Source organism: Streptomyces tirandamycinicus (assembly GCF_003097515.1).
GTDB classification, from domain to species: Bacteria; Actinomycetota; Actinomycetes; order Streptomycetales; family Streptomycetaceae; genus Streptomyces; species Streptomyces tirandamycinicus.
In genome coordinates this window covers 4,393,706-4,410,717 of the sequence record NZ_CP029188.1, presented here as the reverse complement: position 1 = coordinate 4,410,717, position 17,012 = coordinate 4,393,706, and the positions used below count along the sequence as shown (strand labels likewise).

Annotated in this window: 12 protein-coding genes and 1 pseudogene; 7 read left to right on the top strand and 6 right to left on the bottom strand. The window is 71.3% G+C overall.

The genetic code is table 11. From position 1 onward, the window contains the following. Positions 1 to 347: 347 nt before the first annotated feature. A complete protein-coding gene (locus DDW44_RS19605) occupies positions 348 to 2,237 on the top strand; it encodes an ATP-binding SpoIIE family protein phosphatase (protein ID WP_108907219.1) in 1,890 nt (629 codons plus the stop codon). A 219-nt stretch (positions 2,238 to 2,456) separates the two neighbouring features. Then, complete coding sequence (locus DDW44_RS19600) at positions 2,457 to 3,920, top strand: catalase (RefSeq protein WP_017949205.1); 1,464 nt, start codon at positions 2,457 to 2,459, stop codon at positions 3,918 to 3,920. 204 nt (positions 3,921 to 4,124) lie between these two features. On the opposite strand, the gene DDW44_RS19595 is transcribed toward DDW44_RS19600, so the two are convergent. Then, on the bottom strand, positions 4,125 to 6,428 hold the full coding sequence (locus DDW44_RS19595) for a transglycosylase domain-containing protein (protein WP_240800455.1): 2,304 nt from the start codon (positions 6,426 to 6,428) through the stop codon (positions 4,125 to 4,127). A gap of 284 nt (positions 6,429 to 6,712) precedes the next feature. On the opposite strand from DDW44_RS19595, the gene DDW44_RS19590 reads away from it, so the two are divergent. Beyond that, a complete protein-coding gene (locus tag DDW44_RS19590) occupies positions 6,713 to 7,651 on the top strand; it encodes an SPFH domain-containing protein (RefSeq protein ID WP_206307238.1) in 939 nt (312 codons plus the stop codon). After that, a complete protein-coding gene (locus tag DDW44_RS19585) occupies positions 7,597 to 7,866 on the top strand; it encodes a type II toxin-antitoxin system antitoxin (RefSeq protein WP_212766110.1) in 270 nt (89 codons plus the stop codon). The genes DDW44_RS19590 and DDW44_RS19585 overlap by 55 nt, the downstream gene beginning before the upstream one ends. Before the next feature lie 130 nt (positions 7,867 to 7,996). Here DDW44_RS19585 and DDW44_RS19580 read toward each other — a convergent pair. Beyond that, positions 7,997 to 8,953, bottom strand: a pseudogene (locus DDW44_RS19580) (LysR substrate-binding domain-containing protein); the annotation flags it as partial. 128 nt (positions 8,954 to 9,081) lie between these two features. Here DDW44_RS19580 and DDW44_RS19575 point away from each other — a divergent pair. Both DDW44_RS19575 and DDW44_RS19570 read left to right on the top strand, forming a co-directional pair. After that, positions 9,082 to 9,636 (top strand): peroxiredoxin, encoded by a 555-nt coding sequence (locus tag DDW44_RS19575; protein ID WP_018889122.1) that lies wholly within the window; start codon positions 9,082 to 9,084, stop codon positions 9,634 to 9,636. 2 nt (positions 9,637 to 9,638) lie between these two features. Continuing rightward, positions 9,639 to 10,172 carry an alkyl hydroperoxide reductase gene (locus tag DDW44_RS19570; RefSeq protein ID WP_026165483.1) on the top strand — a complete coding sequence of 178 codons (534 nt, stop codon included), beginning with the start codon at positions 9,639 to 9,641 and terminating at the stop codon, positions 10,170 to 10,172. A 93-nt stretch (positions 10,173 to 10,265) separates the two neighbouring features. Here DDW44_RS19570 and DDW44_RS19565 read toward each other — a convergent pair whose 3' ends face one another. The 4 genes from DDW44_RS19565 to DDW44_RS19550 all read right to left on the bottom strand — a co-directional run bounded on the left by DDW44_RS19565 (position 10,266) and on the right by DDW44_RS19550 (position 15,763). Beyond that, a complete protein-coding gene (locus DDW44_RS19565; protein WP_108907215.1) occupies positions 10,266 to 11,651 on the bottom strand; it encodes an AI-2E family transporter in 1,386 nt (461 codons plus the stop codon). A 202-nt stretch (positions 11,652 to 11,853) separates the two neighbouring features. Then, a complete protein-coding gene (locus tag DDW44_RS19560) occupies positions 11,854 to 12,564 on the bottom strand; it encodes an aggregation-promoting factor C-terminal-like domain-containing protein (RefSeq protein WP_108907214.1) in 711 nt (236 codons plus the stop codon). Between the two features lie 392 nt (positions 12,565 to 12,956). Beyond that, the gene (gene phoH2, locus DDW44_RS19555; RefSeq protein ID WP_026165482.1) at positions 12,957 to 14,279 is read right to left on the bottom strand and encodes an RNA 5'-3' helicase PhoH2; all 1,323 of its coding nucleotides are present in this window, start codon (positions 14,277 to 14,279) and stop codon (positions 12,957 to 12,959) included. Between the two features lie 722 nt (positions 14,280 to 15,001). Continuing rightward, the gene (locus DDW44_RS19550; RefSeq protein ID WP_017949195.1) at positions 15,002 to 15,763 is read right to left on the bottom strand and encodes an isoprenyl transferase; all 762 of its coding nucleotides are present in this window, start codon (positions 15,761 to 15,763) and stop codon (positions 15,002 to 15,004) included. Between the two features lie 111 nt (positions 15,764 to 15,874). Between DDW44_RS19550 and mgrA the strand changes: the two genes are divergently transcribed. Continuing rightward, positions 15,875 to 16,912: an L-glyceraldehyde 3-phosphate reductase gene (gene mgrA / locus DDW44_RS19545; protein WP_026165481.1), complete on the top strand. Its 1,038-nt coding sequence runs from the start codon at positions 15,875 to 15,877 to the stop codon at positions 16,910 to 16,912. The last annotated feature ends 100 nt before the right edge of the window (positions 16,913 to 17,012 follow it).

The following is a 17,012-nucleotide window of genomic DNA, read 5'->3' as shown; positions in this document are numbered from 1 at the left end:
ACGTCGCATCAAAGATTCAGCGCAGTACACGAACTGACCGTAAGTCATCACAAGGGGGACCGAACCGTGCCGGATGTGCGCCCGGACACCCCCCGACCTGTCGATACCTCGCCCGGATTGGGTATGGGCTATATCGACCTTCCAGGGGCGTTGCCGTCCCGGACCCCGGGTGCGTCGGCCCGGCGGCACCGGGAACCGCGGCGCGGCGGCGATCGTCACCGCCCCCGGAGGCGCACGGCGGCACCCGGGGCTCCGGGCGCCGCGGTGGCGGTCGTGCCGTGCCCGGCGGGGTCGGCAGGACGGTTCCCAGCCTCGTACCACCGGCCCGGACGGACGGAATCCCAGGCGTGACGGAGCATCCCACCTCCCACGAAGGCCGGCAGCCTGTCGCCGCCCGGCCACAGGAGCGCACCCGGCCGCGGCAGGAGGCCGCCGCCCATGCCCCGCGGCCGGCCGCGCCCGCCGCGGTCCCGCCGCAGCCGCCCGCGCCCCCGGAGCCGCCGCAGGACGCCGCGGGGCCGGCCCGCCGCGAGGGCGACCGGCTGCGGTTCGTCGGTGCGGCGACCCGGCGGATCGCCCGCGGTATAGACCTGGACGAGATCGTGCTCGGGCTGTGCCGGGCCACGGTCCCCACCTTCTCCGACGCGATCCTCGTATACCTGCGGGATCCGCTGCCGGTGGGCGACGAGCGGCCCGTCGTGCCGTTCGTGCTGCGGCTGCGCCGGACCGACCGGCTGCGTTTAACCGACGAGGACACCGACGCCGCCCTGCTGGGCGGCTTCCAGGTGCCGGTGCTCGGCCCGCCGGCCGAGGTCGCGCCGGCCGCCGAGCTGTGCGAGGTGATCGCGGGCGGCGCGCTGGCGGAGGTGCTGCGCGGCGTGCGTCCCGTCTTCGGCGACTCGGCCGCCGCCCGTGCGGCCCTGCCCGAGCTGCTGGGCGACGGCCGGACCCTGCCCGCGGGGCACCGGTCGATCCTGGCCCCGCTGCGCGGCCGGCGCCGGGTCACCGGCGCCGCGATCTTCCTGCGCCGTCCGGACCGGCCGGCCTTCGAGGCGGACGACCTGCTGGTGGCCGCCCAGCTGGCGACGCACACCGCGCTCGGCATCGACAAGGCGGTGCTGTACGGCCGGGAGGCCTACATCGCGGACGAGCTGCAGCGCACGATGCTGCCCGAGGGGCTGCCGCAGCCGACCGGTGTGCGGCTGGCCTCCCGCTACCTCCCGGCCGCCGAGACGGCCCGGGTCGGCGGCGACTGGTACGACGCCATCCCGCTGCCCGGCAGCCGGGTCGCGCTGGTCGTCGGCGACGTCATGGGCCACTCCATGACATCGGCCGCGATCATGGGCCAGCTGCGGACGACGGCCCAGACCCTGGCCGGTCTGGACCTGCCGCCGCAGGAGGTGCTGCACCATCTCGACGAGCAGGCGCAGCGGCTGGGCACCGACCGCATGGCGACCTGCCTCTACGCGGTCTACGACCCGGTCTCGCACCGCATCACCATCGCCAACGCCGGCCATCCGCCGCCGATACTGCTGCACCTCGGCGGCCGGGCGGAGGTCCTGCGGGTGCCGCCGGGCGCGCCCATCGGCGTGGGCGGGGTGGACTTCGAGGCCGTGGAGCTGGACGCGCCCGCCGGGGCGACGCTGCTCCTCTACACGGACGGTCTCGTCGAGTCGCGGCTGCGGGACGTGTGGACCGGGATCGAGCAGCTGAGGGAGCGGCTGGCCGCGACGGCGCAGCTCACCGGGCCCGACCACTCGCCACCGCTGGAGGCGCTCTGCGACGACGTGCTGGACATGCTGGGACCGGGCGACCGGGACGACGACATCGCGCTGCTGGCGGCCCGTTTCGACGGGATCGCGCCGAGTGACGTCGCGTACTGGTTCCTGGAGCCGGAGGACTCCGCGCCCGGCCGGGCGCGCCGGCTGGCCCGCAGGGCACTGGCCCGATGGGGTCTGGAGGAGCTGTCCGACTCGGTGGAGCTGCTGGTCAGCGAGGTGGTGACCAATGCGGTGCGGTACGCGGAGCGGCCGGTGACGCTGCGGCTGCTGCGCACCGACGTACTGCGCTGCGAGGTCGGCGACGACTCCCCGCAGCTGCCGCGCCAGCGGCGGGCCAGGGACACGGACGAGGGCGGCCGCGGACTGTTCCTGGTGAACCGGCTGGCCAGACGGTGGGGGGCGACCCGGCTGTCCACCGGCAAGGTCGTCTGGTTCGAGCTGGCCACCCAGGTGTAGCCCCGGCCCGGGCCGGTTCCGGCGCCGCCGCGGCCACGGCAGCCGCAGTCGCCGGGTGCGGCGCCGCCGCCGGCGAGAGCGGCGGCACCGTCGGCGAGGGCGGTGGCGACGAGGTCCGGGTCTGGATCCGGTCCAAATGTTGCCGCCTTCGCATGTGAGGAGTTGACTGGGGCACACGGCCGATGCGACCACATTCCCTCGATGGACGGGAGGACGCTCGTGACCGAGTCACCCCCCAAAGCGCCGTACACGACGAACAACCACGGCATCCCGGTGGAGAGCGACGAGCACTCGCTGACCGTGGGGCCGGACGGCCCGATCCTTCTCCAGGACCACTACCTGATCGAGAAGATGGCCCAGTTCAACCGGGAGCGCGTGCCCGAACGGGTGGTGCACGCCAAGGGCTCCGGGGCGTACGGCTTCTTCGAAGTCACCAACGATGTCAGCCAGTTCACCAAGGCCGACCTGTTCCAGCCGGGCAGGCGCACCGAGATGCTGGCCCGCTTCTCGACGGTCGCCGGCGAGCAGGGCTCCCCGGACACCTGGCGCGACCCGCGCGGATTCGCACTGAAGTTCTATACCGAGCACGGCAACTACGATCTGGTCGGCAACAACACGCCGGTCTTCTTCGTCCGCGACACGATCAAGTTCCAGGACTTCATCAGGTCGCAGAAGCGCCATCCGGTCACCGGACTGCGCGACAACGACATGCAGTGGGACTTCTGGACCCTCTCCCCCGAGTCGGCACACCAGGTCACCTGGCTGATGGGCGACCGGGGCATCCCGAAGACCTACCGGCACATGAACGGCTACGGATCCCACACCTACATGTGGATCAACGGCGCCGGTGAGCGGTTCTGGGTGAAGTACCACTTCAAGACCGACCAGGGCATCGACTTCCTCACCCAGGAGGAGGCCGACGAACTCGCCGGTCACGACGCGGACCGGCACCGGCGCGACCTGTTCGAGTCCATCGAGGCCGGCGACCCGCCCTCGTGGACCCTGAAGGTCCAGATCATGCCGTTCGAGGACGCCGCGGACTACCGCTTCAACCCCTTCGACCTGACGAAGGTGTGGCCGCACGGCGACTACCCGCTGATCGACGTGGGCCGGATGACGCTGAACCGGAATCCGGAGGACTACTTCATCCATATCGAGCAGGCCGCCTTCGAGCCGTCGAACATGGTGCCGGGGATCGGCCCCTCGCCGGACAAGATGCTGCTCGGCCGGCTGTTCTCGTACCCGGACACCCACCGGTACCGGATCGGCCCCAACTACGCCCAGCTGCCGCCGAACCGTCCGCACGCGCCGGTGAACTCGTACGCCAAGGACGGCCCGATGCGGTACGCGCCGTCGCACGCGGCGCGGCCCTACGCCCCGAACTCCTACGGCGGCCCGGACGCGGACTTCGCGCGCTTCGGAGACCCGGCGGGGTGGGCGACGGCCGGCGAGATGGTGCGCGAGGCGTACAAGCTGCACCGTGAGGACGACGACTGGGGCCAGGCGGGCACGATGGTCCGCCATGTCCTCGACGACGCCGCCCGTTCACGGCTGGTGTCGAACGTGAGCGGCCATCTGAAGCAGGGCGTCTCGCGGCCGGTGCTGGACCGCGCGGTGCAGTACTGGCGCAACGTCGACAAGGAGATCGGGGACCGGATCTCCCAGGAGGTCAACGGAGGCTGACCGCCGGTCCGGCGTGAAGGCGAACGGCCGGGCCGGCAGGTCGGGCACGCGCCGACCGCTGCTCCGCAGGTCGGGGCACGCGCTGGCCTGCGATCCGCGGCGAAGGCGAGCGGCCGGGCCGTACACCGGGGTGTACGGCCCGGCCGCTTCCGGTCCGAAGCCGCTTCCGGTCACAAGCCGCCTCCCGTCAGGGGCCGCTTCGGGTCAGGAAGCCTTCGGCCGGGGCCGTACGCCGGCCGTCGTCCCCGCCGTCGTCCCGTCCGTGGTGCCCGCGCTGCCGGCCCCGCCGTCGCTCTCGCCGCCCTCGGTGGTGCCCGCGTCGGTGCCGCCACCCTCCGTGGTGCCCGCGTCGGTACCGCCGCCCTCCGTGGTGCCGGCCGTGTCCCCCGGCCGGGTGGGCCGGTCGTCCGACGGCGTCGGGTCGGGCGAGTCGCTCGGCGGGTCCTCCGGCTCGTCCGGCCGCGACGGCTCGTCCGAGGGCTTCTCGGGCTCCTCGCTCCCGGAGGGCGTCCCACTCGGGCTCGCCGGGGGTTCCTCCCGCACGGGCGCGAGGAGCTCCAGGTCGAACCGCTTGTCCGAGCCGCCTCCCAGGGCGCCGGTGGTGTACCGCTGCCAGATCAGGGCCGGCACACCGCCGCCGTTGGCGCGGCCCTCGTTGACGGTGTCGGTCAGCGTGACCTGCCCGCCCTTGGCGTCCTCGCCGAACAGGGCGACGGCGGTGACGAGTTCGGGCGTGTAGCCCACGAACCAGGCCGAGCGGTTGTTCTCCGAGGTACCGGTCTTGCCCGCCGCGTAGTAGTCGCCCTGGGCGTTGCGGCCGGAGCCGCTGCGCACCACGCCGGTCATGGCCTTGGTGACGGTGTCGGCGGCCTCCCGGCTGATGACGCGGTCGCCGCCCTCGGGTGCGGGCCCCGCCTCGCGGGTCCGGTGCTTGGCGTCCTTCACGATCGACGGTGTGACCTTCTCGCCGTGGTTGTCCAGGGTGGCGTAGACCGCGGCCATGTCCCAGGTCGAGGCACCCATCGTGCCCAGCGACATCGCGGGCCGCACCGGCCAGCCCTCCCCGTCCTGCATGCCGAGGCCGAGCGCGGTCTCCTTCACCTTGCCGGGGCCGACGTCCACGATCATCTGGGCGTACACCGAGTTGATGGAGCTGTCGGTGGCCTTCTGCACGGTGACGGGTCCGTAGCTGCGGTCGTCCTCGTTCTCCGGGGCGAAGGGCGTGTCGCTGCCCTCCACCGGGCGCTTGCTGGTGCCGTCGTAGATCGTGTCGAGGCCGATCCGCCGGCCGTCCTGGGTCTCCGCCCGGGTCTCCAGGGCGGTGGCGAGCACGACGGGCTTGAAGGTGGAGGCGGGCTGGTAGTCCCGGCGGGTGGCGTTGGAGATCCAGTGCTCGGTCGCGCCGACCCCGCCGTACAGGGCGACGACCTTGCCGCTCTCCGGGTCGACGGAGGTCGCGCCGGCCTGGACGGTCGCGTCGCGCTCGTCGCCGTCGCGGTCGAGCTTCTTCTCCAGCTGCTCGTCGACGGCCTTGACGAGGGCGTCCTGGCGCTTCTTCTCGATGCTGAGCGTGATGGTCCAGCCGCCGGCCTCGATCTGGTCCTCGCTGACACCGCGCTTGGCGAGTTCGGCGTTGGCCGCCTTGACGAGGTAGCCGGCCTGCCCCTCCATGCCCGGCGCGGCCTTCGGCTCCTTCGGCACCGGGAACTCCAGGCCCGAACGGGCCGACGCGTCCAGCCAGTTCTGCTCGACCATGTTGTCCAGGACGTAGTTCCAGCGCTCGCTCACCAGCTTCCTGCCGGTCGGCGAGGCGACCGCCCAGTCGTACTGGCTGGGGGCCTGCAGCAGGGCGGCGAGGTAGGCGCCCTCGGCGACGGTGAGCTTCTGGGCGTCCTTGCGGTAGTACGCCTGGGCCGCGGCCTGGATGCCGTACGCGCCGCGCCCGTAGTAGCTGGTGTTCAGGTAGCCGGCGAGGATCTCCTCCTTGTCCTTCTGCTGGTCCACCTTCAGCGAGATCACCAGCTCCTTGAGCTTGCGGGTGACCGTTTGATCCTGGTTCAGGTAGTAGTTCTTGACGTACTGCTGGGTGATCGTCGAGCCGCCCTGCTTGCCCCCGCCGGTCAGGGTGTTGAAGACGCCGCGGGCGGTGCCCTTCAGGTCGACGCCGGAGTCCTTGTAGAAGGTCTTGTTCTCGGCGGCGACGAAGGCCTTCTCCACCTCGTCCGGGATCTTGTCCAGACCGACGATCTCGCGGTTGACCGTGCCGGTGCGGGTGAGGAGGGAGCCGTCGGCGTACTTGTAGACGTTGCTCTCCTTCTCGGCTTGCGCATTGGCCGCGGGAACCGGCACCAGCAGGTAGACGATGAAGAGCGCGCCCATGCCCAGCAGGCAGGCCGTGAAGAAGGTACCCAGCAGCCTCCTCCAGGTGAGGAAGCGCCGTATGCCCCCGGCCTTGCCCACCCGGCGCGCGTCGCGCTGCCGGGCCCTCCGCGCTTCCGCTCGGCCCATCGCTTTCGTTGCTCCGCTCTGTGTTCCGCACTCGTCGCCGGTCGCCCGACCGTCGGCCGCCGTCGTGCCGTACGCCGGCGGTTGTCGCCAGATCAGCTCAGAAAGCTAACACCGGTCGTACAGACAAAGGACCACCGATCCGGTCTTTTCCGGACGTGACAATCAGCACCCGTCTCAAAGGAACCGACTCACGAGAGGTGCACAGGGTTGCGAGTTGGATTAATGTGTAATCACATTGCTAGCCAGTCGGGTCGCGGTCGCGACCCGGGGAACGGGGGGCGAACATGCCTGCTACCAGCACTTCTCTCCACCACGACGACACACCGCAGATGCCCGGGCCGAGAGTCGAGGAGTTCCCCGCGCACAGCGTCGGCGGCGGTCTGGCACTGCTGCTCGGCCTGGCCGGACTGGCGGGCGGCGTGCTGCTGATGGCCGCGGGCACCTCGGTGGCGGCGACGGCCGCGCAGGTCCTGCTCTTCGTGGGCGGGGCGCTGGTGGCGGTCACCGCCGCCCTCGCGATGTTCGGGCTCAACATGATCGCCCCGGGCGAGGCCCGGGTGGTGCAGCTCTTCGGCCGCTACCGGGGCACGATCCGCACCGACGGGCTGCGCTGGGTCAACCCGCTCACCACCCGGGCGAAGATCTCGACCCGGATCCGCAACCACGAGACCGCGGTACTCAAGGTCAACGACGCCTACGGCAACCCGATCGAGCTCGCCGCGGTGGTCGTGTGGAAGGTCGAGGACACCGCGCAGGCGATGTTCGAGGTGGACGACTTCCGGGAGTTCGTCTCCACCCAGACCGAGGCGGCGGTGCGGCACATAGCGATCGAGTACCCGTACGACGCCCACGACGAGGAAGGGCTGTCGCTGCGCGGCAACGCCGAGGAGATCACCGAGAAGCTGGCCCTGGAACTGCGCGCACGAGTGGAGGCCGCGGGCGTCCACATCGTCGAGTCGCGCTTCACGCACCTCGCGTACGCGCCCGAGATCGCCTCGGCGATGCTCCAGCGCCAGCAGGCGGGGGCCGTCGTCGCCGCCCGCCGGCAGATCGTGGACGGCGCGGTCGGCATGGTGGAGGCCGCGCTGGCGCGGATCGCCGCGGAGGGCCTGGTGGAGCTCGACGACGAGCGCAAGGCGGCGATGATCTCGAACCTGATGGTGGTGCTCTGCGGGGACCGCGCGGCGCAGCCCGTCCTGAACACGGGCACGCTCTACCAGTGACCCCTCCCGAACGGAAACAGGTGCTGCTGCGGCTCGACCCGTCGGTCTACGAGGCGCTGGCGCGCTGGGCCTCGGACGAGCTGCGCAGCGCCAACGCCCAGATCGAGTTCCTGCTGCGCCGGGCCCTGTCGGAGGCGGGCCGGCTGCCCGGCGGCGTCAAGCCGATCCCCCGCCGCGGACGGCCTCCGGCGGCGAAGGAGCCGTCCGAGGAGTAGCCGGAGCTCCGGCCGATACGGCGGATACGGCTGATACGGCTGATACGGAGGATTCGGCCGATACGGAGGATGCGGACGCTCCGGCCGACGCGGAGGATGCGGCCGGAAGGACTCCGGACGACGGGAGGCCGCCGTCGCGGAGCACACGGACCGGGAGGTCTCCCAGGCCCTCCCGGAGCGCGCCCGCGAACTGCTCGAACTCGCCCTGGCGGGCCGCCCCGGTGCGCATCGCCAGGGCGACCCGGCGGGCCGGGGCCGGGTCCGCGAAGTAGCCGGTGGCCAGGGCCGGATTGCGGCCGGCCTCGACCTGCACGGCGGTGTGCGGCAGGAGGGTGACGCCCAGTCCGCCCGCGACCAGCTGGACCAGGGTGGACAGCCCGGCGGCGGTGGTGGTGACCGGCACCCCGTCCGTCCGGCCCGCCTCCCGGCAGATGTCGAGGGCCTGGTCGCGCAGGCAGTGGCCCTCGTCGAGGAGCAGCAGCGGCAGTTCCCTGAGCGCGTCGCGCGGGATGTCCGCGCGGCCCCCGAGCCAGTGGTCGCCGTACGTCACCAGCACGAAGTCCTCGTCGAACAGCGGCAGTTCCGTCACCCCGGGCACGCCGAGCGGTACGGCGAGCAGCAGCAGGTCGAGCCGGCCCGCCGACAGTCCCTCCAGCAGCGACGACGTCTGCCCCTCGTGGACCTGGAGGTCCAGTTCCGGGTAGCGCTCGTGGACCAGCCTCAGCACGCTCGGCAGCAGATAGGGGGCGACGGTGGGGATCACCCCCAGTCGCAGCACGCCGGTGAAGGGCGCGCGCACCGCCTCGGCCTCCTCCAGCAGTTCGCCGACGGCGTCGAGGACCGTCCTGGCGCGGACCGCGAGCCGCTCACCGGCGGGCGACAGCAGCACCTTCCGCGTCGTACGCTCCAGCAGCTGGACACCCAGTGCCTCCTCCAGCGCCGACACGGCTCCGGACAGCGCGGGCTGGCTCATCCCGATTGCGGCGGCCGCGTCCCGGAAGTGCAGATGCTCGGCGACGGCGGCGAAGGCGCGAAGCTGAGCCAGGCTGGGCTGTTTGCCCCTATTCGCCGGATTCACTGCCACCACTGATAACCACCTCCGATCACGGCGACCCAGTCTAGCTATTTCTTTGATCAATGCACTCTGTGCCAGGGTGGTGCTCCGTCCAACCCCCGGAGGCCCCCACGAGGGGCTTCCCGTTGCAAGGAGAGCGCGTGCTCACTGTCGGTGACCAGTTCCCCACCTTCGAACTGACCGCCTGCGTCTCGCTGGAGAGCGGCAAGGAGTTCGAGCAGATCACCCACAAGTCCTACGAGGGCAAGTGGAAGGTCGTCTTCGCGTGGCCCAAGGACTTCACCTTCGTCTGCCCCACCGAGATCGCGGCGTTCGGCAAGCTGAACGACGAGTTCGCCGACCGCGACGCCCAGGTCCTCGGCTTCTCCGGCGACTCCGAGTTCGTCCACCACGCCTGGCGCAAGGACCACGCCGACCTGCGTGACCTGCCCTTCCCGATGATGGCCGACTCCCGGCACGAGCTGATGCGCGACCTCGGCATCGAGGGCGAGGACGGCTTCGCCCAGCGCGCCGTCTTCATCGTCGACCCGAACAACGAGATCCAGTTCACGATGGTGACCGCCGGCTCCGTCGGCCGTAACCCCAAGGAGGTCCTGCGGGTCCTCGACGCCCTGCAGACCGACGAGCTCTGCCCCTGCAACTGGTCCAAGGGCGAGGACACCCTCGACGCGTCGAAGCTGCTGGCCGGTGAGTGAGCATGGCGCTCGATGAGCTGAAGTCCGCCCTGCCGGACTACGCCAAGGACCTCAAGCTGAACCTCGGTTCGGTGATCGGCAACAGCGACCTTCCGCAGCAGCAGCTGTGGGGCACGGTGCTGGCCTGCGCGATCGCCTCCCGCTCGCCGATCGTGCTGCGCGAGCTGGAGCCCGAGGCCAAGGCCAACCTGTCCGGCGAGGCGTACACCGCCGCCAAGTCGGCCGCCGCGGTCATGGCGATGAACAACGTCTTCTACCGGACCCGGCACCTGCTGTCGGACCCCGAGTACGGGACGCTGCGCGCCGGCCTGCGGATGAACGTCATCGGCAACCCCGGTGTCGAGAAGACCGACTTCGAGCTGTGGTCGCTGGCCGTCTCCGCGATCAACGGCTGCGGCCAGTGCCTGGACTCGCACGAGCAGGTGCTCCGCAAGGCGGGCGTCGAGCGCGACGTCATCCAGGAGGCCTTCAAGATCGCCTCGGTGATCCAGGCCGTCGGAACGACGCTGGACGCGGAAGCCGTGCTGGCCGAATAGCGACGTCCCGGCCGGACGGCCGGATCGTGAACAGGGCGCCCCGCCCGGCTCCGTGCCGGGCGGGGCGCCCTTGCCGTCCCGCGGGCCCGCACGTCAGGTGCGCTCCTCGCCCTCCGGCGGCGGGGGTTCGGACCTCGGTGCGGCGGGAGGCAGGGTCGGCGTCGAGGGCGGGGTCGGCGCCAGGTCCATCACCGTCGCCCCGTGCGGGGCGGGGCCGATCGGGCTCACCTGGCCCTGGCCGTACGCACGGAGGTAGGTGACCACCGTGTTCGTCACCGCCACCAGCGGCACCGCGACCACCGCGCCGCCGATGCCCGCCGTCAGACCGCCCGTGGCGACCGCGAGGACGACGGCCAGCGGGTGGACGCGGACCGCGCGGCCCAGGATGAACGGCTGCAGCACATGCCCTTCGATCTGCTGCACGGCGAGGACCACCAGCAGCACCATGAGGGCGGTGAACACCCCCTGGGTGACCAGGGCGACGACGACCGCCAGGGCACCCGAGACGACCGCACCCACCAGGGGGATGAAGGAGAACAGGAAGATGAAGACGGCGAGCGGAACGGCCAGCGGCACATCGAGGAAGTAGATGCCCAGGCCGATGAAGATCGCGTCGATCAGGGCGACCACCACCGTGCCCCGCACATACGCCGTGAGCGTCCGCCAGGCACGCGGTCCGGCACCGGCGACGCCCGGACGGGCCGAGGCGGGCACCAGCTTCAGGGACCACTGCCAGATCCGCCGCCCGTCGTGGAGCAGGAAGAGGGTCGAGAACAGCGCCAGCAGGATCCCGGTGAGGATCTCCACCATCACGGTCACGCCCTGGAGCCCGGCGGAGGTGATCTCCTGCGTGTTGGTGCCGATGGTGTCCTGGAGGTTGTTCGCGATGTCGTTGATCTGGCGCTCGGTCACATGGAACGGGCTGTTGAGCAGCCAGCGTTTGAGCTCCTCGATACCGTCCTTCACCCGGTCGGCGAGATCGCCGAGGTTCTCCGTGACCTGCCAGACGACGAACCAGCCGACGAGGCCGATGACGACGAAACCCAGGATCGCCGTGACGGCCGTGGCGAGCCCGCGCGGCAGCCCGGCGCCCCTGAGACGGGCCACGGTCGGCTGGAGCAGCGCGGTGACCAGCAGAGCGGCGACGAAGGCGAGCACGACGAGTTGCACCGCGCTGATGACGCGCATGAGCACCCAGAGCGTGCCGGCCAGGACCAGCAGCCGCCAGCCGGCCTCGGCCGCGACCCTCATCCCCCAGGGGAGGGCTTCGACCGGATGGGGCCGCGCGGGAACGGCGGGAGCGTAGGCGGGCGGCGGCGGGACCCGGTCGGGCGGGTTCGCCGGGCCCGGACGCCCGTCACCGGGGTCGCCGCCGTCCTCCTCATCCGCCGCCGCGGCGGCCCGCCGTTCCTCGAACCGTGCCCCGAGCCGGGACAGTCCGGCCCCCAGCCGACCCAGCCACGCTGGTGTCTTCGACATCTCGTGCTTCCCTCTCCCCCCAAGGTCCGTCCCGACCGTACACGGACCGAGCCCCCCACCGTCGGACGGTGAGGGGCTCAGCGGAGTCGGGCGGCCGGGACGCTCCGGGATCCGGGGTCCGGCCGGCGCCGGTCGTCGGCCTTCGCAGGCCGGTGCCGCGCCATGGGGCGCCGTGACGCGGCGGTCGTTGCCTGATGCCGTACTAGTACCAGCGGTTGGCCTGCCAGAACGACCAGGCGCCGCAGGGGCTGCCGTAGCGGTCGTTCATGTAGTTCAGGCCCCACTTGATCTGGGTGGCGGGGTTGGTCCGCCAGTCGGCACCCGCGGACGCCATCTTGGAGCCGGGGAGTGCCTGGACGAGGCCGTAGGCGCCGGAGGACGGGTTCTGGGCCCGGTAGTTCCAGCTGGACTCGTGGTCCACGATGTTGCTGAAGCACTGGAACTGGTCACCGGGGACCATCTGGCGGGCGATCGCCTGGACCTCGGAGATGCTGTACGACGACTGCGTCGAGAAGCTGGAGGCGTCACGGACGGCGGAGCGGCTCGCACGCTCCTCGGCCTCCTTGGCCGCCCGGGCCTCGGCCTCGCGCTTGGCGGCCTCCTCGGCGGCTTCCTTCTTCGCCTCGGCGTCCTTGGCGGCCTGGAGACGAGCGGCCTCCTCGGCGGACTTCCTCGCGGCCGCGTCGGCGGCGGCCGCCTGCGCGTCGGCCTGCTGGGTCAGGGATGCGACCTGAACCTGGGCCTGCTCACCGACGGGGATGTCCGCGAGCAGCGTCGCGTCCGCCGCGGTCGTCTCCAGGTTGTCGCCGTTCGCGGGCAGGGAGTTGCCCGAGGCAACACCCACGACAGCGCCGACAGTGGTGACTGCGGTGGCGGACGCCACTGCGAATCCCCGGACCGAGATCCGGCTCACACGGTTTCCTTCCAGCACCGCCCGCACAGGTGACCTCGCGGGCGCAATCGTGCCCCTGGCACTGGCACTCCCTCTTGCTAGGTCACGGGAGGCACGGGCCCGGTGGGCGCTCCCCTGCGGGAGTGCCGCGTGGTGCTCGGGCGGCATACGGCGGCGTTTGTGGAGTTGTGTGGTGCCGCACCCCTGAGGGTGCAGCTGTGCCGTATGCGGGGCCTGACGGAAACCAGACTCTGCCGGAAGCGGATGCCGCAAGGCAATTCACGGCTGCGTGTGAAAGCTCACACCTCGTTTGCCCCAGGAGTTTTGTGGAAAAGGCGGCGCAGCACGACGCCGCCCGGCTAAGCTCCTTCGCTTCGCCGGGCGGCGCCAACTTCCAGGCCGGACAGGTCCCGTCAGATCGGCCCGTCCTCCAGCATTTCGGTCACCAGCGCGGCGATCTGCGAGCGCTCGGACCGGGTGAGCGTGACATGCGCGAACAGCGGATGGCCCTTCAGCTTCTCGACGACGGCGACGACCCCGTCGTACCGGCCCACGCGCAGATTGTCCCGTTGGGCCACGTCATGGGTCAGTACCACCCGTGAGTTGGCTCCGATCCGGGACAGCACGGTCAGCAGGACGTTCCGCTCCAGGGACTGGGCCTCGTCCACGATGACGAACGCGTCGTGCAGCGAGCGTCCGCGGATGTGGGTCAGCGGCAGCACCTCGAGCATGCCCCGGCCGAGGACCTCCTCGATGACCTCGCGGCCGGCCACCGCGGAGAGCGTGTCGAAGACCGCCTGCGCCCAGGGGCTCATCTTCTCGGCCTCGGTGCCCGGCAGATAGCCCAGTTCCTGGCCGCCCACCGCGTACAGCGGCCGGAAGACCATCACCTTCTGGTGCTGCCGGCGCTCCAGGACGGCCTCCAGGCCGGCGCAGAGCGCCAGCGCCGACTTGCCGGTACCCGCCCGGCCGCCCATCGAGACGATGCCGACGTCCGGGTCGAGCAGCAGATCGAGGGCGATGCGCTGCTCGGCGCTGCGGCCGCGGATGCCGAAGGCCTCGCGGTCGCCCCGGACGAGCCGGACGCCGCCGTCGGAGGCGACCCGGCCGAGGGCCTTGCCGCGCTCCGACTGCAGGACCAGGCCGGTGTGGACGGGCAGGCCGGACACCTCCGGTACGTGCAGGCGCTCCTCCTCGAAGAGGATGTCCACCTGTTCGGCGGACAGGGCCAGTTCGGACATTCCGGTCCAACCGGAATCCGTGACCGCGAGCTCCGCACGGTACTCCTCGGCAAGGAGGCCCACGGAGGACGCCTTGATGCGCAGCGGCAGATCCTTGGACACGACGGTGACGTCGTACCCCTCTGCCTGGAGGTTCCGTGCCACCGCGAGGATCCGTGAGTCGTTGTCACCCAGCCGGTAGCCGGCCGGAAGCACCCCGGGGTCCGAGTGGTTGAGCTCGACGCGCAGCGTGCCGCCGAGGTCGCCCATCGGGATGGGTGCGTCCAGGCGGCCGTACCGGACCCGGTAGTCGTCGAGCAGGCGCAGCGCCTGCCTGGCGAAGTATCCGAGCTCCGGGTGGTGCCTTTTGGCCTCCAGCTCCGTCACGACGACGATCGGGAGCACGACCTCGTGCTCGTCGAAGCGCGAGACGGCGTTGGGGTCGGCCAGCAGGACGCTGGTGTCGATGACGTAGGTGCGCCTGTCGGACATGCGGCGCTTTGTGCTGTTCACCACGGAAGGACGTACCCCCTCGGCTGAGATCGGGGTGCGACGGCGTCGCGGGCTGGGGGTCTCCCCGCCGAACGGCAGGGGACCGGACCGGTCTCCGGCCACGATGCACGGGCCGGGCACCGGCCCCCCGTTCCTTCCGTGCTGGCCGCACGGTCGTCCTGGCGCAAAGGGCCTCCCGGGCGAGCGGCTCGGTGCCGCGCGCAGTAGAACGGCATCCGGAGCGGGTGTCCGGATGTCGACCTGTCAGGGATATTCCCTCGAACGAGCGCGGCCATGCCATGGCATATGACGACGCGTCGATGAACATGCGGTGACCATGCCCGGGTCCACCCCCAGGGGTGCCCCGCCGCCACCCGTCCGGCCCACTGCGCCTGCGCCGAACGGGGGACCGGTCGTCAAGATCCCGCCACCCGGCTTCCCGCACCCGCCGCCGTGGGCGCTCCGGGCGTTGTCGTCGCAGGGGAGGGGACGGCGTCGCGGGAGGGGACGGCGTCGCGGGAGCGGTCCTCGGCAGGGGGCCGGCCTCGTCGCGGGAAGCCTCGTCACAGGAGCGAACCTCGTCACGGGAACGGCCCTCGTCACGGGAACGGCCCTCGACAGGGGGCCGGCCTCGTCACGGGAGCGAAGCTCGTCACCGGAATGGCTCTCGCCGCGGGATCGGCCTCGTACGGGAGACCGCCTGTGGGTGCTCCGGCAGGGCCCGGCAGGGCGGCGACCCGCCGCCGTCAGGACCCGTAGCGGCGGTGGCGGGCGGCGTAGTCGCGAAGTGCGCGGAGGAAGTCGACCTTGCGGAAGGCCGGCCAGAAGACCTCGCAGAAGTAGTACTCGGAGTGCGCGCTCTGCCAGAGCATGAAGCCCGACAGACGCTGCTCGCCGCTCGTGCGGATCACCAGGTCGGGGTCGGGCTGCCCGCGGGTGTAGAGGTGGGAGGCGATCATGTCGGTGTCGACGATCTCCGCGAGCTCCTCGAAGGTCGTCCCCTTGGCGGCGTGCTCGTTCAGCAGGGAGCGCACCGCGTCCGCGATCTCCTGGCGGCCTCCGTAGCCGACCGCGACATTGACCAGTATCCCGTCGATGCCGACCGTCGACTGCTGGGCCTCCTTGAGCACCGACTGGGTCCTCGCGGGCAGCAGGTCCATGGTCCCCACGTGGTGCACCCGCCACCGACCGTCGGAAGCCAGCTTGCGCACGGTGTTCTCGATGATGCCGAGGAGCGGGCGCAGCTCCTCCTCCGGACGGTCGAAGTTGTCCGTGGACAGCATCCAGAGCGTGACCACCTCGACATCGGTCTCGGCGCACCAGCCCAGCAGCTCGGAGATCTTCTCCGCCCCGGCCCGGTGCCCCTCCGCGGCCGTGCCGCCCGACGCCTTCGCCCAGCGGCGGTTGCCGTCGAGGATGACGCCGATGTGCTTGGGCACCTGGGCGTGGTCGAGGCGGCCCTCCACCCGGCGTGCGTAGAGCCCGTACACCAGGTCGCGCAGGTTCACAGTCCTTAACCCCTCCGTGCTGTGGCTGACCCCCGACGCCCGTCACACTACTGCGGAGCGGCCGGACGCACCCAACCCGGTCTGTCACAAGTCCGTGATAGGCAGGGAAGCGTGAACGATTCCCCCTTTTACCGTGCAGCCGACGACCGCTACGCCTCGATGGAGTACCGCCGCACCGGCCGCAGCGGGCTCAAGCTCCCGGCGATCTCCCTGGGTCTGTGGCACAACTTCGGCGACGACCGCACGCTCGCGTCGCAGCGGGCGATCCTGCGCCGAGCCTTCGATCTCGGCGTCACCCATTTCGACCTGGCGAACAACTACGGACCGCCCCCCGGCTCCGCCGAGCTGAACTTCGGCAAGATCTTCGCCCAGGACTTCGCCCCGTACCGGGACGAACTCGTCGTCTCCACCAAGGCCGGCTATCTGATGCACCCCGGGCCCTACGGCGAGTGGGGCTCCCGCAAATACCTGATGTCGTCGCTGGACGCGTCCCTGAAGCGGATGGGCCTGGACTACGTCGACATCTTCTACTCGCACCGCTTCGACCCGCACACCCCGCTGGAGGAGACGATGGGCGCCCTGGCGTCCGCCGTCCAGCAGGGCAAGGCCCTCTACGTGGGCGTCTCCTCGTACAACTCCGAGCAGACCGCCGAGGCGGCCCGGCTGCTGAGGGAGATGGGCGTCCCGGCCCTCATCCACCAGCCGTCCTACTCGATGATCAACCGCTGGATCGAGGACGACGGGATCCTCGACACCCTGGAGGCGGCCGGCATGGGCTGCATCTCCTTCGTGCCGCTCGCCCAGGGTCTCCTCACCGGCAAGTACCTCACGGGCGTCCCGGAGGGCTCGCGGGCGACCCAGGGCAAGTCCCTCGACCCGAACCTGCTCTCCGACGAGGTGCTGCGCCGGCTGCGCGGGCTGGACGAGATAGCGCGGCGGCGCGGGCAGACGCTCGCCCAGCTGGCGCTCAGCTGGGTGCTGCGCGACGAGCGGATGACCTCGGCCCTGATCGGCGCGAGCAGCGTCCGGCAGCTGGAGGAGAACGTGGCCGCGCTCCACGCGGCGCCGCTCACCGACGAGGAGCTGAAGGAGATCGACGTCTTCGCGGTGGACACCGCGGGGACGAACATCTGGGCCGACCGCGGCTGACCCAGCGGGAGGCCCGCCCGAGGGCACCCGGGGAGATCCGAGGGCCTCCGAGGCACCCGAGGCACCCGAGGCAAAGGAAACGGGCCGGTCCGTGGGGGGG